This window comes from Mesorhizobium sp. P2_H9, from assembly GCF_056403215.1.
In genome coordinates this window covers 207,047-225,503 of sequence record NZ_JBFUFX010000010.1, presented here as the reverse complement: position 1 = coordinate 225,503, position 18,457 = coordinate 207,047, and the positions used below count along the sequence as shown (strand labels likewise).

The following is an 18,457-nucleotide window of genomic DNA, read 5'->3' as shown; positions in this document are numbered from 1 at the left end:
AACGGTTGCAACGCCATGCCGAAACTCGGCGCGATCACCCCCATTCTGCGCATCTTCGACATCGCCAAGGCGCAGGAATTCTATGTCGGTTTTCTCGGCTTCGAAATTCAATGGGAGCACCGCTTCGACGACAACGCGCCGCTCTACATGGCGGTCCGCCGCGACGGCTGCATCCTGCATCTCAGTGAACATCACGGTGACGGTGCGCCGGGCGCGGCCTTGCGAATTCAGGTCGAGGACATCGCGGCACTGCATCGCGAATTGATCGGCAAGAAATACCGCTTCGCGCGGCCGGGTCTCGAAGACACGCCGTGGAAGAGCCGCGAGATATCGGTCACCGATCCGTTCGGCAACCGGCTGCATTTCTACGAGGAAGCGGCTGGCTGACCCTGCCTGTTGACGAACGCCTCGCGGATTGCCTCCTCCATGCCGTCGATCGCCTCGCCCGACGCATTCGGATTGCGGTGCATCACGACATTGGAGGCATCGATGGCACCAAAGCCATCGGCCAATGTGAGTTCGCGACAACCATCGGGAATGTTGCTGCGCGAAATCGGCGCGATTGCCAGCCCTGAGGTGACAGCGAGTTTCAGACCGCCGGTGGTGTCGCTGGTATAAGCGACACGATAGGCAAGCCCCCGTTGCTCAAGTGACTTGATGGCGAAGTCCTTGCACCAACCTGCCCGGTTGTAGAGGGCGATCGGCACCGGCTGTTCCTCATGCATGTGATGCAGGTTCGACGTCACCCACACGGTCGGGTCGTGCATCAGCACTTCGCCGCCGGAAGGGTCCTGCCATTCGAACACCACACAGAGATCGAGTTCGCCGGCAGCGAGTGCCGCCATCTGCGCCCCCGAATGGGCGTAGCGCACCGTCACCTCGACCTTTGTGTGACGTTTCGAAAACGCGCCGAGTGCGCGCGAAAGAATGGCGTGACCATATTCCTCGGGAATGCCGATGCGCACCGGCCCGCCAAGCGGCGCCGCCGCCATCGACGCCGCCGTCTCGTCGAGCAGCGAGACGATACGCCGGGCGTTGGCGATGAGCTCGCCGCCACGCCGCGTCAGCGCCACGCCGCGCGATCCGCGTTCGAACAGGCTGTCGCCGACCATGCCTTCGAGCTTCTTCATCTGCATCGAAACCGCCGACTGGGTACGGCCGGCCTGCTCCGCCGCCTTGGTAAAATTGCCGGTTTCGGCCACCGCGACGAAGGTGCGCAGGAGATCGCTGTCGAGCGTCGGCTTCATGCTATCCGCCATAAGAAAATCTGATTGCTGGCATCATTCCAATTCGTTTGCAACATGTCAAACGGCGGAGGATAGTCAGCTTCCCATTGGATATGCGACTGCGAAATCGGCCGCGGACCAATTTGTAGAGTCCTCACTCATACCCGCTGCCCGAAACGGTGGCGGGTTCTTTTTACCTGAAAGCAGGCCCGGCTTTCGGCGGCACGTGAACGGTTGGAACGACATGCAGAACCGGATCGTCCTTGGCATCATAAGCCTCTGCCTTGGCGTACTGGTGTTCTCGCTCCAGGACCCGCTGGTCAAGGCCGTATCGGGCACCTATCCGGTGACCGAAGTGATGGCCATCCGCTCGATCGTCGCTCTGCCGATCCTGATCTTTCTCGTCCACATCGATGTCGGCTTGCCAGCCGTCCTGTCGAAGCGGTTTGGCATGCTGACGACGCGCGCCTTCACCCAATTCTCATCCTACACGATCTACTATCTGGCTATCGCCGCTTTGCCGCTGGCCGACGCGGTGGCGCTCTACTTCATGGCGCCGTTGTTCATCATGGCGCTGGCCGGCCCCTATCTTGGCGAACGCGTCTCCTGGAAGACGCTCACCACCGTACTTATCGGCATGCTTGGCGTTCTGGTGATGTTGCGGCCCGGCGCCGGCCTGTTCGACTGGGCGGCGCTGCTGTCGCTCGGTTCGGCGCTGCTCTACGGCCTTTCGCAGCTGATGGCACGCAAGATCGGCGACACCGAATCCTCGACCGTCATGGCGTTCTATCAAAACGGCGCCTATCTGGTCGGCGCCGCGGTGGTCGCCGGCCTGTTCCGCCTTGCCGGCATCACCCACGCCGTCCATCCCAGCCTCGAATTCCTGGTGCGGCCATGGATTTGGCCGGCGACGCCGGATTTTCTCAAGATGGCAGCCTGCGGTTTCGTCGCCTCGGCCGGCATGATCCTGCTATCGCAGGCCTATCGGCTGGCGCCCGCCAACCGCGTCGCCACCTTCGAATACACCGGCATCATCTGGTCGCCGCTCTGGGGTTTCCTGTTCTTTGCCGAAGTCCCGCGATCGACGACCGCGATCGGCGCAGCGCTTATCGTCGGCGCCGGTCTGCTCGCCCTCAACACCGAGCGACGCAAGGGCGCAACGCCTGCGCTTGTTGCAACCGGCGACGCGGCATGACCTTCAGGCGAAGCAGGCGAGCGCCTTTTCGACGCGGGCGCGGATTTCGGCCAGCGTGAACGGCTTCTGCACGACGTCGAGAATGATGCCGTTCAGTTCCTCGGCGCGCTCGCGCTGGTCGGCATAGCCGGTCATCAGCAGGATCTTCATCGTCGGGAAAAGTGCGGCGGCCGCCATGGCCATCTCGATGCCGTCCATCTCCGGCATGCGGATGTCGGAGACAACGAGGTCGTAGCCGCCAAGTGCCGCGCGGATCAGGGCAAGCCCTTGCGCGCCATCGGCGGCAACGGTGACCGAATGCCCGGCGCGTTCGAGCGCGCGGGCGGCGAGAGTGCGGACGGACTCATCGTCCTCGACGATCAGAAGCTTTGCCATGGGCAGGATACTTGCCGGGGAAAAGTTGACTTTTCCTGAACCGTGACCGGCTTTATGCATCCCCTTTGACGATGCCGACGAATGGCAATTCGCGAAAGGCGTGGGCGACATCCATGCCGTAGCCGACGACGAAATAGTCCGGGCAGTCGAAGCCGACATAGTCAGCGTTGAGCGCCGTCTGGCGGCGCATGCGCTTGTCGAGCAGCACGGCAATGGCACAGCTTTTGGCGCCGCGCGACAGCATCAGCTCGCGGGTGAAGCTCAGCGTCTTGCCGGATTCGAGGATATCGTCGATCAAAAGCACATCGCGGCCGGCGACCTCGTTGTCGATATCGCGCAGCACCCTCACCTCGCCGCTGGTGGTGCCGGCGCCGTAGCTGGAAATGAAGATGAACTCGACCTCGGGAGACAGGCCGACATCGTGCATGGCGCGAATGAGATCGGCGGCGAAGATGAACGAGCCTTTCAGCACCGAGATCACCAGCAGGTCATGGTAATCGTGTTCGGCGATCTCCTTGGCGAGCTCGAGATTGCGCCGCGCAATGGCGGACGCCGAAAACAGGACTTCGATGTCCTTGCCGCGCACGACTGGCATTTTTTCGCCTCTCCAAGATGCTCGTCTACTACGCCCCTCGCGCCAGGGTGTGTTGAGATTCAGGTCAGGCCGAGTCGAGAATGGTGGCTTCCGAGAACCGGAGCGGAGCGTACATAAAGTACGTGAGCACCGGAAGCGCAGGAAGCCGCCGTTCGCAGGCCGGCATCACCTGAATATCAATACACCCTAGTCGGCGAAGGCGACCGACACGGTCCTTACCCCGCTTCTAGGCAGGTCGAGGCGGCTGGCAAAGCCAAATCTTTCGCCCGGCCCCAGCGAACGGTCGGATGTCCCCAACCTATAGCGGGTGATGTGGCTGTCATTGCCGGTGACGCGGATTTCCAGCGCTGGCAATTGCGCGGGCTTGGCCCCGTCATTGGCGGCTTCGCCATCGACGAACAGGATCGGCGTCGGGCCGGACGCGTCGACGTGCGAGGTGACGCCTGAAAGGCGGAGTGCGGCACCGGCCGGCTGTGCAGCAGCCCAGAACGGCGTCTGGCGCACCAGAGCGTGGCCGCCCGAGACCCAGAAGGCAGCCAAAGCGGCACTGACGCCGGCGATCCAGAAGATCGGCCCGCCGCGTGCGGCCGGCAGCCGGCCTGGTGTGGCTTCCGGCTTGCGCAGCATATCCATGCCTTCGATCGACGGCGCGGCGACGCTGCGCGGCAGCGGCGACGGCACGGCTTCCGCCGTCGCGGCAAAGCGCGGCAGCACCTCATAGTCGGCATCGATGATGTCAGCCGCCGGTCCACGCATGATATGTTCCGGTGCGGGCGCTGACCCGGTCATGATTTCGCCGGAAACCGGGCGCGCCGTTCGATCGTCAGCCATCACGGCCCCAGTATTGCAACACGTTCGCTCTTCGTTTCTTTTGCGTAAACGGAAATGGTTAACGCTTCCCCACCGGAACCTCAGTGCCGACCCGAAAAAGCCCCAAAATTAACCAAGGGTTAACCATGCCGGCCGATGGTCTTTTCACAGAAATGGCTGGCTCGTTGCCGCCGAGAGTTTCAGGTCGTCGAACGTGATCCGCTTCGAAAATGTCGGCCTCCGCTATGGCATGGGTCCGGAAATCCTCCGCGACATCTCCCTGCACATTCCGGAGCGCTCCTTTCAGTTCCTGAGCGGCCCTTCGGGCGCCGGCAAGACGACGCTGCTGCGCCTGTTGTTCATGTCGCTGAAGCCGACACGCGGGCTGATCACCATCTTCGGCAAGGACCGTTCGCGCATTTCGCGCAACGAACTGCCGCATCTGAGGCGCCGCATCGGCGTGGTGTTCCAGGATTTTCGCCTGCTCGACCACATGACCACCTATGAGAATGTGGCGCTGCCGCTGCGCGTGCGCGGGCGCGAAGAGGCAAGCTACCGCACCGACGTCACCGAGCTGTTGAAATGGGTCGGCCTTGGCGAACGCATGCATGTGCTGCCGCCGGTGCTGTCCGGCGGCGAAAAACAGCGCGCCGCCATTGCCCGCGCGCTCATCGAACAGCCCGAGATCCTGCTGGCCGACGAACCCACAGGCAATGTCGACCCGCCGCTGGCGCGCAGGCTTTTGCGGCTGTTCATCGAGCTGAACCGGCTGGGCACCGCTGTGGTGATCGCAACCCACGACCTCGGTCTGATGGAACAGGTCGACGCCCGGCGCATGATCCTGGCCGGCGGAAGGTTGGATGTCTATGACTGACCTGTCCGCCGAGCATCTCCAGGACCAGGACATCGAGGATGCCGAGGCGCCGCCGCGTGCCCAGCGCAAGATGGCGCCGATCGTGCCGGCGCAGAACATTGCCGGTCGGGCGCTGGTGCTGGTCATCGCCATCATGACCTTCCTGTCGTGCCTGACCTTCGGCGCGGTGACGCTGGTGCGCGACACGGCTTCCGTTTGGGAGAACCAGATCTCGCGCGAGGCGACGATCCAGATCAAACCGGTCGACGGCCTCGACATGGAGGCAGCCCTTGCTCAGGCCTCGCAGATTGCCGGCGAATTCCCCGGTGTGAAGGCGACCCAGATCATCGACCGCGAGGCAACGGCCCGCCTGCTGGAGCCGTGGCTGGGCTCGGGCCTGAACATCGACGAACTGCCGGTGCCGCGTCTGATCATCGTCACCATCGATGAGAACAGCCCGCCCGATTTCGCTGCCATGCGCGCGGCGATCACCCCCAAACTGCCGAGCGCCTCGCTCGACGATCATCGCACCTGGGTCGACCGGCTGGTCGCCATGGCCCGCACCACGGTGACCATCGGCATTGCCGTGCTGGCGCTGATGCTGTCGGCAACCGTGCTGACGGTGGTGTTCGCAACGCGCGGTGCGATGGCCGGCAACGGCCACATCATCGAAGTGCTGCATTTCGTCGGCGCCGAGGCGCGCTTCATCGCGCGTGAATTCCGCCGGCACTTTCTCGTCACCGGCATGAAGGGTGCAGCGGCCGGCGGCGCCGCGGCAATCCTCGTCTTCATCGTCTTTTCCTGGTGGTCGTCACGCAACATGGCAACGCCGCAGGCCGACCAGGCAACCGCTTTGTTCGGCAATTTCGCCATCGGTTCGGCTGGCTATCTCGGCGTTGGCCTCATGGTGCTGGTGATCGGTGCGCTGACGGCGGCAACGTCCCACGCCACCGTCGTCGCCTATCTCAGCGATATCGATGTTCGCCAACCGGATGGAGGCTAATGCGCGCCGCCCAAGAGTGGAAACCGGCTTTGGAGCAACGCCATGCATCCAGGAAAAGATCACGGATGAAGACTGCCGTAACGCAATGTGCGCTTTTTTACCTACCAAAGGCCGCATTTCAGGATTAACCATAGGATGATGGACGCGGATTCGACCGGTACGGTTGGACAGATGCCAGTGGTGGTTGCCCGTTCGCATGAACGCGGCAGGCTGAGCCGTTTGATGGCCGCGTTGCGTATCTCACTTCTCTGTCTGCTTTTGCTGGTAGCCTTGTTTGCCGGCGGCTTTGGCTGGTTTGCCAACACGGTCAGCCATCTGACGACCCCGGCCAATCCGGCAAAGGCCGACGCCATCATCGTGCTCACCGGCGGCCAGTCGCGACTCGATGCGGCAATGGAGTTGCTCGCTTCAGGCAAGGGCGCGCGGCTGCTGATCAGCGGCGTTCATCCCTCCGCCAGCCGCCGTCAGCTCCAAGCCGCGACCGGTGGCGACAAGGCGCTGTTTTCCTGCTGTGTCGACATCGACCGCGCCGCCCTCGACACCATCGGCAACGCCGAGGAAAGCGCCAAATGGGTGGAGAGCCACGCTTATGGCACCGTCATCCTGGTCACCAACAACTACCACATGCCGCGCAGCCTGCTGGAGATGCGCCGACTGCTGCACGGCGCCAGGCTCGAACCCTATCCGGTGGTCAACAGCAACCTCGACAATGGCGGCTGGCTGACCAAGCCGGAGGCGCTGCGCGTGCTGTTGACCGAGTACAGCAAATATTTGCTGGCGCTGGCGCGCGGCATCGTACCGCTTCGCCAGACCGCTGACGGCATCGCGCTGGCCGAGGTTTCAACGGCCAAGGACTGAGCATCACCCCATCGCGCCCGATGCGCCACGCAGCCGCGCGATCTCCTGCTCGAGGCGTTCAATCCGCTTGTCGCGTTCGGCAAGGGCTGCCGCCACGTCGGCGGCCTCGAAACGCTGCGGAATGTGCTGCGGGCAATTGGAATCCCAGGCCGAAACCGTAAACAGTATGACCTGCTCGGGGCGCGCCTTGTAATCCTGCGGCATCAGCTTCGCCAAAAGCTCGGCGTCATCTTCGACGATCCGCGCCGTGCCCCAGATCTTGATGCGCTGCCGGTGGGCATAGTCGATCAGGAACAGGAAGGCCTGCGGGTTGTCGTTCAGATTGCCCTGGGTGATGAATTGCTTGTTGCCCGAAAAATCCGCAAAGCCGATCGTGTGCGCCTCGAGCACCTTGAGGAAGCCGGCCGGCCCGCCGCGATGCTGGATGTAAGGCTGGCCGTCGGCATTGGCGGTCGACAGGAAGATGCTGGTCTGCGCCTCGATGAAGGCGGCGAGGTCCGGTGTGATGTCAGCCTGCCAGCCGCCGCGCTCCTCGACGCGGGCATAGGCCTGGCGCGAGCCCTTGCGGGTCTGAATCGCCTTGATGGTCGGCGTAAAGGCGACGTCGCTGGTGAAAGCTTGAGCGTTCATGGAAGCCTCCTTCAAGGCCGAACTGCCGACCGTTACACGCCACAGATAAAGCCTTCCATCTTTCGGATGTAGATGACATATCTGTAACCTGTCCTTCCATTTTTCGGGAGAGTCATGGATCGTCTTGAAGCCATGTCGCTTTTCGTCGCCGCGGTGGAGGCCGGCAGCCTGTCCGCCGCCGGACGCCGTTTCGGCGTGCCGCTGGCGACGGTCAGCCGCAAGGTCTCCGATTTGGAGCGGCATCTGAAAACACGCCTGTTGAACCGCTCGGCGCGGCAGCTGACGCTGACCGACGCCGGTCACGCCTATCTTGTCGCCTGCCGTCGCATTCTGGCTGAGGTCGGCGAGGCCGAGCGCATTGCCGCCGGCGAATACAGCGCCCCGACAGGCGAGCTGATCATCACCGCACCGATCGTCTTTGGCCGCCTGCATGTGCTGCCGGTGGTCACCGAATTCCTCGCCGCCTATCCCGATGTGAATGTGCGACTGACGCTTGGCGACCGGATAAGCCAGTTGATCGAAGAGCATATCGATCTCGCCATCCGCATCGGCCCGCTTGCCGATTCGAGCATGGTTGCCATCCGTGTCGGTTCGATCCGGCATGTTGTTTGCGCAAGCCCGGCCTATCTGGCCGAGCACGGCACGCCGAAGACGCCGAACGAGCTTGCGGCACACAGCTGCATCACCTTCGAGGGGCTTGCCTCCCTCGCCACATGGACCTTCCTCGCCGACAAGACGGAACTCACGGTTCCGATCCGTTCCCGGCTTCAGGTCAACACCGCCGAAGCGGCGATCGATGCCGCGATTGCCGGCGTCGGCATGACGCGTGTGCTTTCCTACCAGATATCAGCCGCGGTGCGGTCGGGCGCGCTGCATCCGGTGCTGGAGGCGTTCGAGCCCGAGTCGTGGCCGGCGAGCCTGGTCCATGCCGGCCAGGGCCTGTTGCCGGTGAAACTGCGTGCCTTCCTCGATTTCGCCGCCCCGCGCCTGAAGCAACGGCTGGCGCGGGCGACGTGGCAGGGCTGACAGCGGTTCATTTCAGGACGGATTGATCCCGGCCATTGCGCTGTTTCCTTTTTGCCCGCGCTTGGTGTAACCAACGCACACCTCCTCACCGGGCCTTCCCGCATGCTCTATATCCGCTCGCTGGCGTTCAACTTCGTCTTCTATGTCAGTCTGATCGTCCAGATGATCCTGTGGACGCCCTACTATTTCCTCTCGCCGCGCCATCGCGCCTGGTTTGTGCCGAAATTCTGGTCGCGCACCAGCCTGTGGCTCTACGCCAAGATCGCCGGCACCAGGAGCGAGATCACCGGCCAGGAAAACCTGCCCGAAGGCTCGTTCATCCTGGCGCCCAAGCACCAGTCCTTCTGGGACGCGATCGCCTTCTTCCCCTTCCTGCAGGACCCGCTCTACATCTTGAAGCGGGAATTGACCTGGATCCCGTTCTTCGGCTGGTACATCTTGAAGATGCGGATGATCCCGGTGCATCGCGGCAGCCGTTCCAAGGCGTTGAAGGCCGTGGTCGCCGCGACCAAGGAGGAGTTGGCGCGCAATCCCCGCCAGTTGATCATCTATCCCGAGGGCACGCGCCGGGCGCCGGGCGACGAACCGTCCTACAAATACGGCATCGTCGAAATCTATGCGCAGCTTGGCATTCCGGTGGTGCCGGTCGCCCATGTCGCTGGCCTCTATTGGCCACGCCGGAAATTCCTGCGCTTCCCCGGCACCATCAAGGCGCGCTTCCTGCCGCCGATCCCGCCTGGCTTGGCCAAAGACGAGTTCATGGAACGGCTGATCGGCGACACCGAAGCCGCCTGCGACCAACTGCTCATCGAGGCATCTCAGGCACCGAACGCGCCGCCAATGCCGCCAACGGCGGTGAAGCGGCTGGCGGAACTTGGCGCGGCCGCAAAGGCGAAAGCCTGAACCGCGCGCTCATCGCCACACCGCCAGCGCGGTAGTCAAAACCAGTGTCGCCGCAAACACCAGATTGATGATCCGTGAGGCCAGCGGCTGGCGCAGGAAGCGCGCAAACGCTGCCCCGGCGAGAAGCCACAGCACATGGATGGCGACGATCATCAAGGCGAGCACCGCCAGCCTGGCGGGAATACCGCGATCCCCGCCGTTGGCCCCCGAAGACGTGCCTAACACGGCGGCGATCGCCACATAGGCTTTCGGGTTGGCGACGGCGAGAAGAAACCCGCCGAGGAAAGTCGGGAGCTTGGCCCCGCCCGTGCGTTCCGCCAGCGGCGGCGCCGTCGCTATCTTGAACGCGAGATAGAGGATGTAGGCTGCCGAAGCGATGGCCAGCAGCGGCGCCAGCTTCGGTATTGAGGCGAGAACGGCCATGACGCCCGCCGCCACGATCAGCAGCACTCCGATCGTGCCGACGATGATCCCCGAGGTATAGCGGAGCGATTGGCGCAGGCCGAAAGCGGCGCCGATGGCGGTGACGCTGATCGTCGCCGGCCCGGGACTGCCCATGACGACAGCCGCCGCAAGCACCAGGGCCAGCAATTGCTGCCACGTGTGGGAGAGAACCTGTCCGGCCATCTGCTTTGTCCGCATCCTGTCTGGATGCGGACGACGATAGGACCAGGCAGCGCCGGACGTCTTGAACGATTGTGCAGTCCGGCTACGCGCTGGCTCTGTCCAGCTCGGCCATGTCTTCCGCACTCAGCTTCAGCGACGCGGCACGGACGAGGCTGTCAATCTGGTCGAGCGTCGTGGCGCTGGCGATCGGCGCGGTGACGCCGGGCCGCGCCATCACCCAGGCGAGCGCCACTTCCGCCTGGCTCGCCGAATGCCGCGCCGACACGGTGTCGAGCGCGGCGAGGATGCGCATGCCGCGCGCATTGAGATAGTCCTTTACACCACCGCCGCGCGGGCTTTTGCCGAGATCGGCATCGCTGCGGTATTTGCCGCTCAAAAACCCCTTGGCGAGACCGTAATAGCTGATGACGCCAATGTCCTCCGCGAGGCAGATGTCGCGCAGCGGACCATCGAAGGATGAGCGGTCGTAAAGATTGTAGGCAGGCTGCAGCACTTCGTAGCGTGGCAGGCTGCGCAGGCTTGCGACATCGAGTGCTGCGCGCAACTGGCCGGCGTCGAGGTTGGAGGCGCCGATGTGGCGGACCTTGCCCTTGGCCAGCAGCTTCTCATAGGCGCCGAGCGTTTCCTCGTAGGGCGTGGTCGGGTCCGGCCAGTGCGACAGATAGAGATCGACGACATCGGTCTGCAGCCGCTGCAACGACGCATCGATGGCCTTTTCGATATAGGCCGCGGAGAGGTCCTTCTTGCCTTGGCCCATATCCGAGCCGACCTTGGTGATGACGATGACCTGATCACGGTTGCCGCGGCTCTTCATCCACTTGCCGATGATGGTTTCGGACTCGCCGCCCTTGTTGCCTGAAACCCAGCGTGAATAGGCGTCTGCCGTGTCGATGGCGTTGAGGCCGTTGTCGAAAAACCGGTCGAGCAGGTCGAACGAGGTTTTCTCGTCGGCGGTCCAGCCGAAGACGTTGCCGCCCAGAACCAGAGGCGCGATGGAAAGGTCGGTTTGACCAAGACGGCGTTTCTGCAAGACTGATCTCCGTGGCGCCGGGAAGGATCGGGGGAAAGCCCGGAGACCTTACCTAGGTCTTGCCGCGCCGAGGTCAAAGGCCTGCTCGCCTTTTCCAACGGGCCAGCGCTTCACAAAGGCGCGACCCTCCGCGCCACCTCTTCCAGCCAATGGTCGCGAATGCCCAGCGCCTCGAGGTGTTCGAGCGTGCTCAGCACATAATCCTCATTGTTGCCGGACTGGCCGACGGCGCCGCGCACCACGGCCGCCGCATGCGCCGCGTCGAGCGCACCGGCATATTGCTCATGCTGGCGGTCGACGATGTAGGCCACCGCCTCGACCGTGCCGCCGCCGTCGAGGCGAACCTTGAGCGTGCGCTCGAGATAGACATCGGTGACCAGCTCGCGCTCGCGCAGATAGGTGATGACCTCGTCACGCAGATTGCCGGGCACGCGAAACGCCAGCCCGACGCAGGAGCCGCCATGGTCGAGGCCGAGCACCAGCCCCGGCCGCTCGCGCGTTCCACGATGCACGAAGGAATAGACGCAGAGCGAGCGGCGATAGCCGTGCAGGCGCGCGCGCTGCGTCTCGACATGCGCGAACCCCGGCCGCCAGATCAGCGACCCGTAGCCAAACACCCAAAAATCGCCCATATCGCCGCGCCTGATTGCAAAAGAATGCCAACACCGCAGGGAATCGGTGTTTTTCCGCCCGTCCCCGTCTACCTATTCGTCTCTGTCCACCTGTCGGTGTCGGAATCGAAGGTCCGTCCACAATACCCATGCGTTAATGAGAGCCAAAGCATGACGTCAAGTGACGAACGCCAACCAAAGTCCCGCCGCGGCCTGTTCTGGCTTGTGGCGTTCATCGTTGTGCTGTTTGCCATCTATAGCGGCGGCTGGTTCTATCTGGCTGACCAGGTCAGAACCGAGGCCGACAAGGCCGTTGCCACACTCAACAAGAATGGCGTCGAGGCTGGTTGCGCCAACCTCCAGGTCAGTGGCTACCCGTTGAGCTTTGTTATTTCCTGCGACAACCTTGCCTACGAGGATGACGCCAAGAACATCGCGGCGTCGGCCGGCAGTTTCAATGCCATTGCCCAGATCGTCCAGCCCTTGTCACCCTTTGCCAATCTGCGCGGTCCGCTCAGAACCTCCGTACCGGGCATGATGCCGCTATGGATCGACTGGGACAACCTGCAGGCCAACGTCAAATTATGGTATCCGCTGCCGCAGCGCGTATCGCTGCAGGCCGAGGGCCTGTCCGGCCAGACCGACCCGGCCGACGATACCGACCCGGTTTCGTTGTTCAGCGCCGGGACCGCAGCGGGAGAGCTGCAGCCCGATGGCCAGGACATTGGTTATGTCGGAAGCTTCACCGACCTTGAGATCGATGCCGACGCGATCGGCGGGCGCGTGCTGCCGCCGCTCGACGGCAGCGGCGACGCGACGCTGAAGAACGGCGTGGCGCTGATGATGACTGAAGCCAAGAGCCTGCGCGGCCAGGAGGTCGACATCCGCAAGCTCGATCTGTCGTCGGGCACCGCGCGCATCACCGTTTCCGGACCGGTGTCGGTCGATGCAGACGGCCTTGTCAACGCCGATCTGACGATCAGGCTGAAGGACCCGAAAGCCGTGGCGGCAATCCTCGCCACCGCCATTCCCGAGCAGAAGAGCCAGATCGAACAGGGTTTTGCCGCACTCGCTTTGCTCGGCAACGAACCGTCGATGCCGCTCAAGGTGGTCAAGGGCAAGGCTTCGTTCGGCTTTATCCCGCTGGGCAAGATCAAGCCGGTCGAATAGCAAAGTCCTATGAAAAGACCTGTGAAGCTCCTGAGCGTTGGCGCGCTGACGCTCGACACCATCCTTCGCGTCGACACGCTGCCCGCGCATCAGGGCAAATTCATCGCCTCGGACGGTGTCCAGATCGCCGCAGGCATGGCGTCGAGCGCGGCCTGCGCCGCACGCCGTCTCGGTGCGGAGGTATCGCTGTGGGCCAGCGCCGGCGACGATAGCGTCGGCGATCAGCTGATCGCCGGGATCGAAGCCGAGAGCGTCGATTGCCGTTTTGTCCGGCGCGTTGCCGGCGCGCGGTCGGCGTTGTCGGCCATCCTGGTCGACGCGCAGGGCGAACGCATCATCGTGCCTTTCTACGACCGAAAAGCGCAGGCCGATCCCGAGGCGCTGCCCGACGCCGACCTTGCTGCATTCGATGCCGTGCTGGTCGATGTGCGCTGGCCGGGTGCGGCAGCCCTTGCACTCGCGGCAGCGCGCACCATCGGCCGTCCGGCCATACTGGACGCCGACACCGCGCCACTGGACGTGCTGGAACGCCTGTTTCCGCTGGCGTCGCACGTCGTCGCCTCGGAGCCGGCGGCGCGCATTCTGTGCGGCAAGGCGCTAGACCCGGAAACCGCCTGCGCCGAGCTGGCGCAGCGCAGCGATGCCTTTGTCGCGGTGACGGGCGGTGCGGCAGGTACCTGGTGGTTCGACCGTACGGCCGGCACTGAGCGCCATGTCGCGGCGCCGAGCATCAAAGCGGTGGACACGCTGGCCGCCGGTGACGTGTTTCACGGCGCCTTTGCCGTCGGGCTGGCGGAAGCCATGCCGATCGAACAGGCACTGCGCTTTGCCAACGCCGCCGCCGCACTCAAATGCCTGCGCTTCGGCGGCAGGCTCGGCGCGCCCGACAGGGCCGAGACGCTGGCGATGATGGCGGCGACGTGGCCGACATCCGGACAAGGCAAAGGGAGCTGAGATTCAGGTCAGGCCGAGTCGAAAATGGTTGATGCCGAGAACCGGAGCGGAGCGTACTTTTGGGTACGTGAGCACCGGAAGCGCAGGTATCAGCCATTTGCAGGCCGGCCTCACCTGAATATCAGTTCCCTTTGGGGTGCTCGACCGCCTGGCGACCAAAGTCCGGCACATCGATGTCCTGGCCGGCCTCGATGATCGAGCGGCGGACGGCGCGGGTGCGGGTGAACAGGTCGAACAGCTTTTCGCCGTCGCCCCAGCGGATCGCCCGCTGCAGCGAAGCGAGGTCCTCCGAGAACCGCGCCAGCATTTCAAGGATGGCATCCTTGTTGTGCAGGCAGACGTCGCGCCACATGGTCGGGTCGGAAGCGGCGAGACGGGTGAAATCGCGAAAGCCCGAGGCCGAATATTTGATGACTTCGGATTTGGTCACCGACTGCAAATCGTCCGCGGTGCCGACGATGTTGTAGGCGATGATGTGCGGCAGATGCGAGACGATGGCCAGCGTCATGTCGTGATGCTGCGGGTCCATCGTGTCGATGTTGGAGCCGCAGCGCCGCCAGAATTCCGAGAGCTTTTCCAACACTGCCGGATCGGTGTCGGGCAGCGGCGTGAAAATGCACCAGCGGTTCTCGAACAGGTCGGCAAAACCGGCATCCGGTCCCGACTTTTCGGTACCAGCCAGCGGATGGCCGGGAATGAAATGCACGCCGGCAGGCACATGCGGCTGCATCTGCGCGATCACCGAAGCCTTGGTCGAGCCGACATCGGTGAGGATGGAGCCCGGCTTCAGCGCCGGCGCGATTTCTTCCGCCACCGCGCCGGATGAGCCGACCGGCACCGAGACGATGACCAGATCGGCATCGCGGACCGCTTCCTTCGCATCCGTGCTGTAGGAGTCGCCGAGGCCAAGCTCTTGCGCCCGCGCCAGCGTCGCGGCGCTGCGGGTCGAGATAGAAACGTGGCGGGCAAGGCCTTCGCGGCGGATGACACGGGCCAGCGACGAGCCGATCAGGCCGATGCCGACCAGCGCGATCTTTTCGAACATCGGTGCTGTCATTTTTTCTAACTTTTCAGAAACGTCGAAAGAGCGGCAATGACGCCGCGATTGGCCTCTTCGGTGCCGATGGACATGCGCAGCGCGTTGGGAAAGCCGTAGCCGGAAACACGCCGCAGAATATAGCCGCGTGCGGTCAGATAGTCGTCCGCCGCTGCGGCCGAATGCGCCTTGTCCTCGGGAAAGTGGATGAGGACGAAATTGCCGACGCTCGGCGTCACCCGCAGCCCAAGCCTGGTCAATTCCTCGCTCAGCCAGGCCAGCCATGTCTCGTTATGCGCCACGCTGCGCTGGACGTGGTCGCGGTCGCGGATCGCGGCAACGCCGGCCTCGATCGCCGTGGCGTTGACGTTGAAGGGGCCGCGTATGCGGTTGATTGCATCGACGATGTGCATCGGCGCGTACATCCAGCCGATCCGGGCACCGCCAAGGCCGATCTTGGAGAAGGTGCGGGTCATCACAACGTTCTCGGTGCTGCCGACCAGCTCGATGCCGGCTTCGTAGTCGTTGCGGCGGACATACTCGGCGTAGGCCGCGTCCAGCACCAGAAGCACGTTTTTCGGCAAGCCGGCATGCAGCCGGCGCACCTCCTGGAACGGCACATAGGTGCCGGTCGGGTTGTTGGGATTGGCAAGGAACACGATTTTCGTGCGCGGCGTGACGGCCGCGAGGATTGCATCGATGTCGGCGCGGTCGTCGGTTTCCTTGACCACAACCGGGACGGCGCCGGCCGACTGGATGTAGATCTTGTAGACCATGAAGGCGTGTTCGGTGATGACAGCTTCATCGCCGGGCGCCAGATAAGTCTGCGCCAGCAGGCCGAGAATCTCGTCGGAACCGTTGGAGCAGATGATGTTCTGCGCGTTGAGACCATGCACCTCGGCGATCGCCTCGCGCAGCCGCCTGGCGGTGCCGTCGGGATAGATGTCGAGCTTTCCGGCAATCTCGCGCGCCGCCTCGATCGCCTTCGGCGATGGCCCGAGCGGGTTCTCATTCGACGACAGCTTGTGGACCTTGGCGACACCGGCGGGCGCCGTGCTTTTGCCCGGCACATAGGCTTCGATGTCCATGATGCCCGCGCGCGGGGTTGGACGTGCCTGATCCGGTCTCTGGTTCATCTTCGCAATATCCGTCGAGAGTATTTCGGCTGGCGAGAACACTTCCGCCGGCAAGCCGCAGCGGAAATACAAGCCGTGGCCCGGAATGTCGAGAGGTGGCAGTGGTGCGGACGGCTGGCCGTTGACGTCGGGCCGCGCGAGTTCTAGAAGGACGCAACAGTTCCGTGGTGATTTGGCCGGTCGGCTTGCAGCCACGTTAAACAACTTGCTAAAGGGCCGTTTGCATCCTGTAACCGGCTTTGCGACGGCAATGCCGGTTTTTTGTTGTCCGCGACCGGCCGGACGACCGATGTAAGAGAGACGTGATGGCCGCTCTGCGCGCTGCAAAAACCAACAACGAGGCCGACGCACCGTCGAGCCCGGTGTTGCGTTTCGGCGCCGACAAGCCGCTTAAGCTTGACGCCGGCACGCTGTTGTCGCCGTTCCAGATCGCCTACCAGACCTACGGCACGCTGAACGATGCCCGCTCCAACGCCATCCTCGTCTGCCACGCACTGACCGGAGACCAGCATGTCGCCAACACCAATCCGGTGACCGGCAAGCCCGGCTGGTGGGAAGTGCTGATCGGCCCGGGCAAGATCATCGACACCAACCGCTTCTTCGTCATCTGCTCGAACGTCATCGGCGGCTGCCTCGGTTCCACCGGCCCCGCCTCGACCAATCCCGCCACCGGCAAGCCCTACGGGCTCGACCTGCCGATCATTACCATTCGCGACATGGTGCGCGCGCAATTGATGCTGGTCGACCATTTCGGCATCGAAAAGCTGTTTTCGGTGCTCGGCGGCTCGATGGGCGGCATGCAGGTGCTGGAGTGGGCATCGAGCTATCCAGAGCGCGTTTTCTCGGCGCTTCCGATCGCCACCGGCGCCCGCCATTCCTCGCAGAACATCGCCTTCCATGAGGTTGGCCGGCAAGCGGTGATGGCCGATCCGGACTGGCATGGCGGCAAATATTTCGACTTTAGCGCGCGCCCGGAAAAGGGGCTGGCGGTGGCGCGCATGGCCGCCCACATCACCTATCTGTCGGAAGCCGCGCTACACCGGAAGTTCGGCCGCAATCTGCAGGACCGTGAAGCACTGACCTTCGGTTTCGATGCCGACTTCCAGATCGAGAGCTATCTGCGCCATCAGGGCATGACCTTCGTCGACCGCTTCGACGCCAATTCCTATCTCTACATGACCCGTTCGATGGACTATTTCGATCTCGCCGCCGACCATGGCGGACGGCTGGCCGACGCCTTTGCCGGCACCAAAACCCGCTTCTGCCTGGTGTCCTTCACCAGCGACTGGCTGTTCCCGACCGAGGAGAGCCGATCGATCGTGCACGCCCTGAACGCCGCCGGCGCGTCCGTATCCTTCGTCGAGATCGACACCGACCGCGGCCACGACGCTTTCCTGCTCGACGAACCGGAACTGTTCGCTGCCATCAACGGCTTCATCGGTTCTGCCGCCCGCGCAAGGGGGCTCAGCGCATGACCCCGGAAAGTTGCAGACTTTCCGGATTAGGATCATGCGCCAGGCAAAAGGCGAAGCCATGAGCGTCAACCGCGCCCAGCGCGTCGACCTCGAAGTCGTCGCCGATCTCATCCCGCCGCTCTCGCGGGTGCTCGATGTCGGCTCCGGCGACGGGCTGCTGCTGGAATTGCTGCAGGACAGCAAGCAGGTCGACGGTCGCGGGCTGGAGCTGTCGCAGCGTGGCGTCAACGAATGCGTGGCGCGCGGCCTCTCGGTCATCCAGGGCGACGCCGATAAGGACCTCGAATTCTATCCCGACAAGGGCTTTGATTTCGTCGTCCTGTCGCAGACCTTGCAGGCGACCCGCAACCCGAAGCTGGTTCTCGACGAGCTGCTGAGGATCGGCAACCGCGCCATCGTCTCCTTCCCCAATTTCGGCCATTGGCGGGTGCGGCTGTCGCTGTTCCTCAATGGCCGCATGCCGGTGACCAAGGACCTGCCCTATTCCTGGTACGACACGCCCAACATCCATTTCTGCACCATCCGCGACTTCGTCAATCTGTGCGACGAACTCGGCGCGACGGTCGAAAAGGCAACCGCGCTCGATGCCAACGGCCAGAAGATCGGCCTGTCGATGCCATGGTGGTTCTGGAATTTCTTCGGCCAGCAAGCGGTGTTCCTGCTGAAGCGGTAGTCTTCGCCTATCCCAGACAATCCGTAGCTTTGTGGTCGACGTCGTCGACAAAAACCACGGGCGGACTCCGAATTGCCGGTGCGCAGCGCCAGGATCTGCTGATAGGCGGGCGAATGGTACCATCCGCGCACCACGTGTTTCGGGATCTCCCAGCCGGCCGGCGGTGTTGCAATTGAGGCGCTGGCTCGTGGAATTCGCCCTCTCGGACAGGCCCCGCATCAACACTTTGTGATGACACCATTGCTTCTTCTTTGTAGCGTCCGTATCGAAT

21 protein-coding genes and 1 riboswitch are annotated in these 18,457 nt (G+C 63.5%); of the genes, 11 read left to right on the top strand and 10 right to left on the bottom strand.

Annotated elements, in window-relative coordinates; all coding sequences use genetic code 11:
- Positions 1-15: 15 nt before the first annotated feature.
- The gene (locus tag AC1DXN_RS20745) at positions 16-387 is read left to right on the top strand and encodes a glyoxalase superfamily protein (RefSeq protein WP_477246549.1); all 372 of its coding nucleotides are present in this window, start codon (positions 16-18) and stop codon (positions 385-387) included.
- Here the strand turns inward: AC1DXN_RS20745 and AC1DXN_RS20740 are convergent.
- On the bottom strand, positions 366-1,247 hold the full coding sequence (locus AC1DXN_RS20740; protein ID WP_477270995.1) for a LysR family transcriptional regulator: 882 nt from the start codon (positions 1,245-1,247) through the stop codon (positions 366-368). The genes AC1DXN_RS20745 and AC1DXN_RS20740 overlap by 22 nt on opposite strands.
- A gap of 223 nt (positions 1,248-1,470) precedes the next feature.
- Here AC1DXN_RS20740 and AC1DXN_RS20735 point away from each other — a divergent pair, with 223 nt between their 5' ends.
- The gene (locus tag AC1DXN_RS20735) at positions 1,471-2,421 is read left to right on the top strand and encodes a DMT family transporter (RefSeq protein WP_477270993.1); all 951 of its coding nucleotides are present in this window, start codon (positions 1,471-1,473) and stop codon (positions 2,419-2,421) included.
- 3 nt (positions 2,422-2,424) lie between these two features.
- On the opposite strand, the gene AC1DXN_RS20730 is transcribed toward AC1DXN_RS20735, so the two are convergent.
- From AC1DXN_RS20730 to AC1DXN_RS20720, 3 genes are all read right to left on the bottom strand, one after another.
- Positions 2,425-2,796 carry a response regulator gene (locus tag AC1DXN_RS20730; RefSeq protein WP_477270991.1) on the bottom strand — a complete coding sequence of 124 codons (372 nt, stop codon included), beginning with the start codon at positions 2,794-2,796 and terminating at the stop codon, positions 2,425-2,427.
- 52 nt (positions 2,797-2,848) lie between these two features.
- A complete protein-coding gene (hpt, locus tag AC1DXN_RS20725; protein ID WP_477246541.1) occupies positions 2,849-3,391 on the bottom strand; it encodes a hypoxanthine phosphoribosyltransferase in 543 nt (180 codons plus the stop codon).
- A gap of 186 nt (positions 3,392-3,577) precedes the next feature.
- Positions 3,578-4,225, bottom strand: coding sequence for a hypothetical protein (locus AC1DXN_RS20720; protein ID WP_477270989.1), 648 nt, complete (start codon positions 4,223-4,225; stop codon positions 3,578-3,580).
- A 190-nt stretch (positions 4,226-4,415) separates the two neighbouring features.
- On the opposite strand from AC1DXN_RS20720, the gene ftsE reads away from it, so the two are divergent.
- The 3 genes from ftsE (at position 4,416) to AC1DXN_RS20705 (ending at position 6,915) form a co-directional block, all read left to right on the top strand.
- Entirely contained in the window at positions 4,416-5,075 is a 660-nt protein-coding gene (ftsE, locus tag AC1DXN_RS20715) for a cell division ATP-binding protein FtsE (RefSeq protein ID WP_477270987.1), read from the top strand.
- Complete coding sequence (locus AC1DXN_RS20710) at positions 5,068-6,057, top strand: cell division protein FtsX (RefSeq protein WP_477271493.1); 990 nt, start codon at positions 5,068-5,070, stop codon at positions 6,055-6,057. The genes ftsE and AC1DXN_RS20710 overlap by 8 nt, the downstream gene beginning before the upstream one ends.
- 135 nt (positions 6,058-6,192) lie before the next feature.
- Positions 6,193-6,915 carry a YdcF family protein gene (locus tag AC1DXN_RS20705; RefSeq protein ID WP_477270985.1) on the top strand — a complete coding sequence of 241 codons (723 nt, stop codon included), beginning with the start codon at positions 6,193-6,195 and terminating at the stop codon, positions 6,913-6,915.
- 3 nt (positions 6,916-6,918) lie between these two features.
- On the opposite strand, the gene AC1DXN_RS20700 is transcribed toward AC1DXN_RS20705, so the two are convergent.
- The gene (locus tag AC1DXN_RS20700; protein WP_477270983.1) at positions 6,919-7,545 is read right to left on the bottom strand and encodes a pyridoxamine 5'-phosphate oxidase family protein; all 627 of its coding nucleotides are present in this window, start codon (positions 7,543-7,545) and stop codon (positions 6,919-6,921) included.
- A gap of 114 nt (positions 7,546-7,659) precedes the next feature.
- Between AC1DXN_RS20700 and AC1DXN_RS20695 the strand changes: the two genes are divergently transcribed.
- Together AC1DXN_RS20695 and AC1DXN_RS20690 are read left to right on the top strand one after the other, a co-directional pair.
- On the top strand, positions 7,660-8,571 hold the full coding sequence (locus AC1DXN_RS20695) for a LysR family transcriptional regulator (protein WP_477270981.1): 912 nt from the start codon (positions 7,660-7,662) through the stop codon (positions 8,569-8,571).
- A gap of 102 nt (positions 8,572-8,673) precedes the next feature.
- Positions 8,674-9,474: a lysophospholipid acyltransferase family protein gene (locus AC1DXN_RS20690; RefSeq protein WP_477270980.1), complete on the top strand. Its 801-nt coding sequence runs from the start codon at positions 8,674-8,676 to the stop codon at positions 9,472-9,474.
- Positions 9,475-9,483: 9 nt separating this feature from the next.
- Here the strand turns inward: AC1DXN_RS20690 and AC1DXN_RS20685 are convergent, their stop codons facing one another.
- The 3 genes from AC1DXN_RS20685 to AC1DXN_RS20675 all read right to left on the bottom strand — a co-directional run bounded on the left by AC1DXN_RS20685 (position 9,484) and on the right by AC1DXN_RS20675 (position 11,763).
- The gene (locus AC1DXN_RS20685; RefSeq protein WP_477270978.1) at positions 9,484-10,101 is read right to left on the bottom strand and encodes a LysE family translocator; all 618 of its coding nucleotides are present in this window, start codon (positions 10,099-10,101) and stop codon (positions 9,484-9,486) included.
- An 82-nt stretch (positions 10,102-10,183) separates the two neighbouring features.
- On the bottom strand, positions 10,184-11,131 hold the full coding sequence (locus AC1DXN_RS20680; RefSeq protein ID WP_477270976.1) for an aldo/keto reductase: 948 nt from the start codon (positions 11,129-11,131) through the stop codon (positions 10,184-10,186).
- A 110-nt stretch (positions 11,132-11,241) separates the two neighbouring features.
- Positions 11,242-11,763: a gamma-glutamylcyclotransferase gene (locus AC1DXN_RS20675; protein ID WP_477270974.1), complete on the bottom strand. Its 522-nt coding sequence runs from the start codon at positions 11,761-11,763 to the stop codon at positions 11,242-11,244.
- A 150-nt stretch (positions 11,764-11,913) separates the two neighbouring features.
- Between AC1DXN_RS20675 and AC1DXN_RS20670 the strand changes: the two genes are divergently transcribed.
- The gene (locus AC1DXN_RS20670; protein WP_477270972.1) at positions 11,914-12,912 is read left to right on the top strand and encodes a DUF2125 domain-containing protein; all 999 of its coding nucleotides are present in this window, start codon (positions 11,914-11,916) and stop codon (positions 12,910-12,912) included.
- 9 nt (positions 12,913-12,921) lie between these two features.
- A complete protein-coding gene (locus tag AC1DXN_RS20665; RefSeq protein WP_477270970.1) occupies positions 12,922-13,866 on the top strand; it encodes a sugar kinase in 945 nt (314 codons plus the stop codon).
- A gap of 121 nt (positions 13,867-13,987) precedes the next feature.
- Here AC1DXN_RS20665 and AC1DXN_RS20660 read toward each other — a convergent pair whose 3' ends face one another.
- Entirely contained in the window at positions 13,988-14,923 is a 936-nt protein-coding gene (locus AC1DXN_RS20660) for a prephenate/arogenate dehydrogenase family protein (RefSeq protein ID WP_477270968.1), read from the bottom strand.
- Positions 14,924-14,928: 5 nt separating this feature from the next.
- Entirely contained in the window at positions 14,929-16,038 is a 1,110-nt protein-coding gene (gene hisC / locus AC1DXN_RS20655) for a histidinol-phosphate transaminase (protein WP_477270966.1), read from the bottom strand.
- A 154-nt stretch (positions 16,039-16,192) separates the two neighbouring features.
- Positions 16,193-16,270, top strand: a riboswitch (SAM riboswitch).
- 73 nt (positions 16,271-16,343) lie between these two features.
- Between hisC and metX the strand changes: the two genes are divergently transcribed.
- Positions 16,344-17,513, top strand: a complete 1,170-nt coding sequence (gene metX / locus AC1DXN_RS20650) for a homoserine O-acetyltransferase MetX (RefSeq protein WP_477270964.1) — start codon at positions 16,344-16,346, stop codon at positions 17,511-17,513.
- 58 nt (positions 17,514-17,571) lie between these two features.
- A complete protein-coding gene (gene metW / locus AC1DXN_RS20645) occupies positions 17,572-18,186 on the top strand; it encodes a methionine biosynthesis protein MetW (RefSeq protein WP_477246513.1) in 615 nt (204 codons plus the stop codon).
- Positions 18,187-18,457 lie beyond the last annotated feature (271 nt).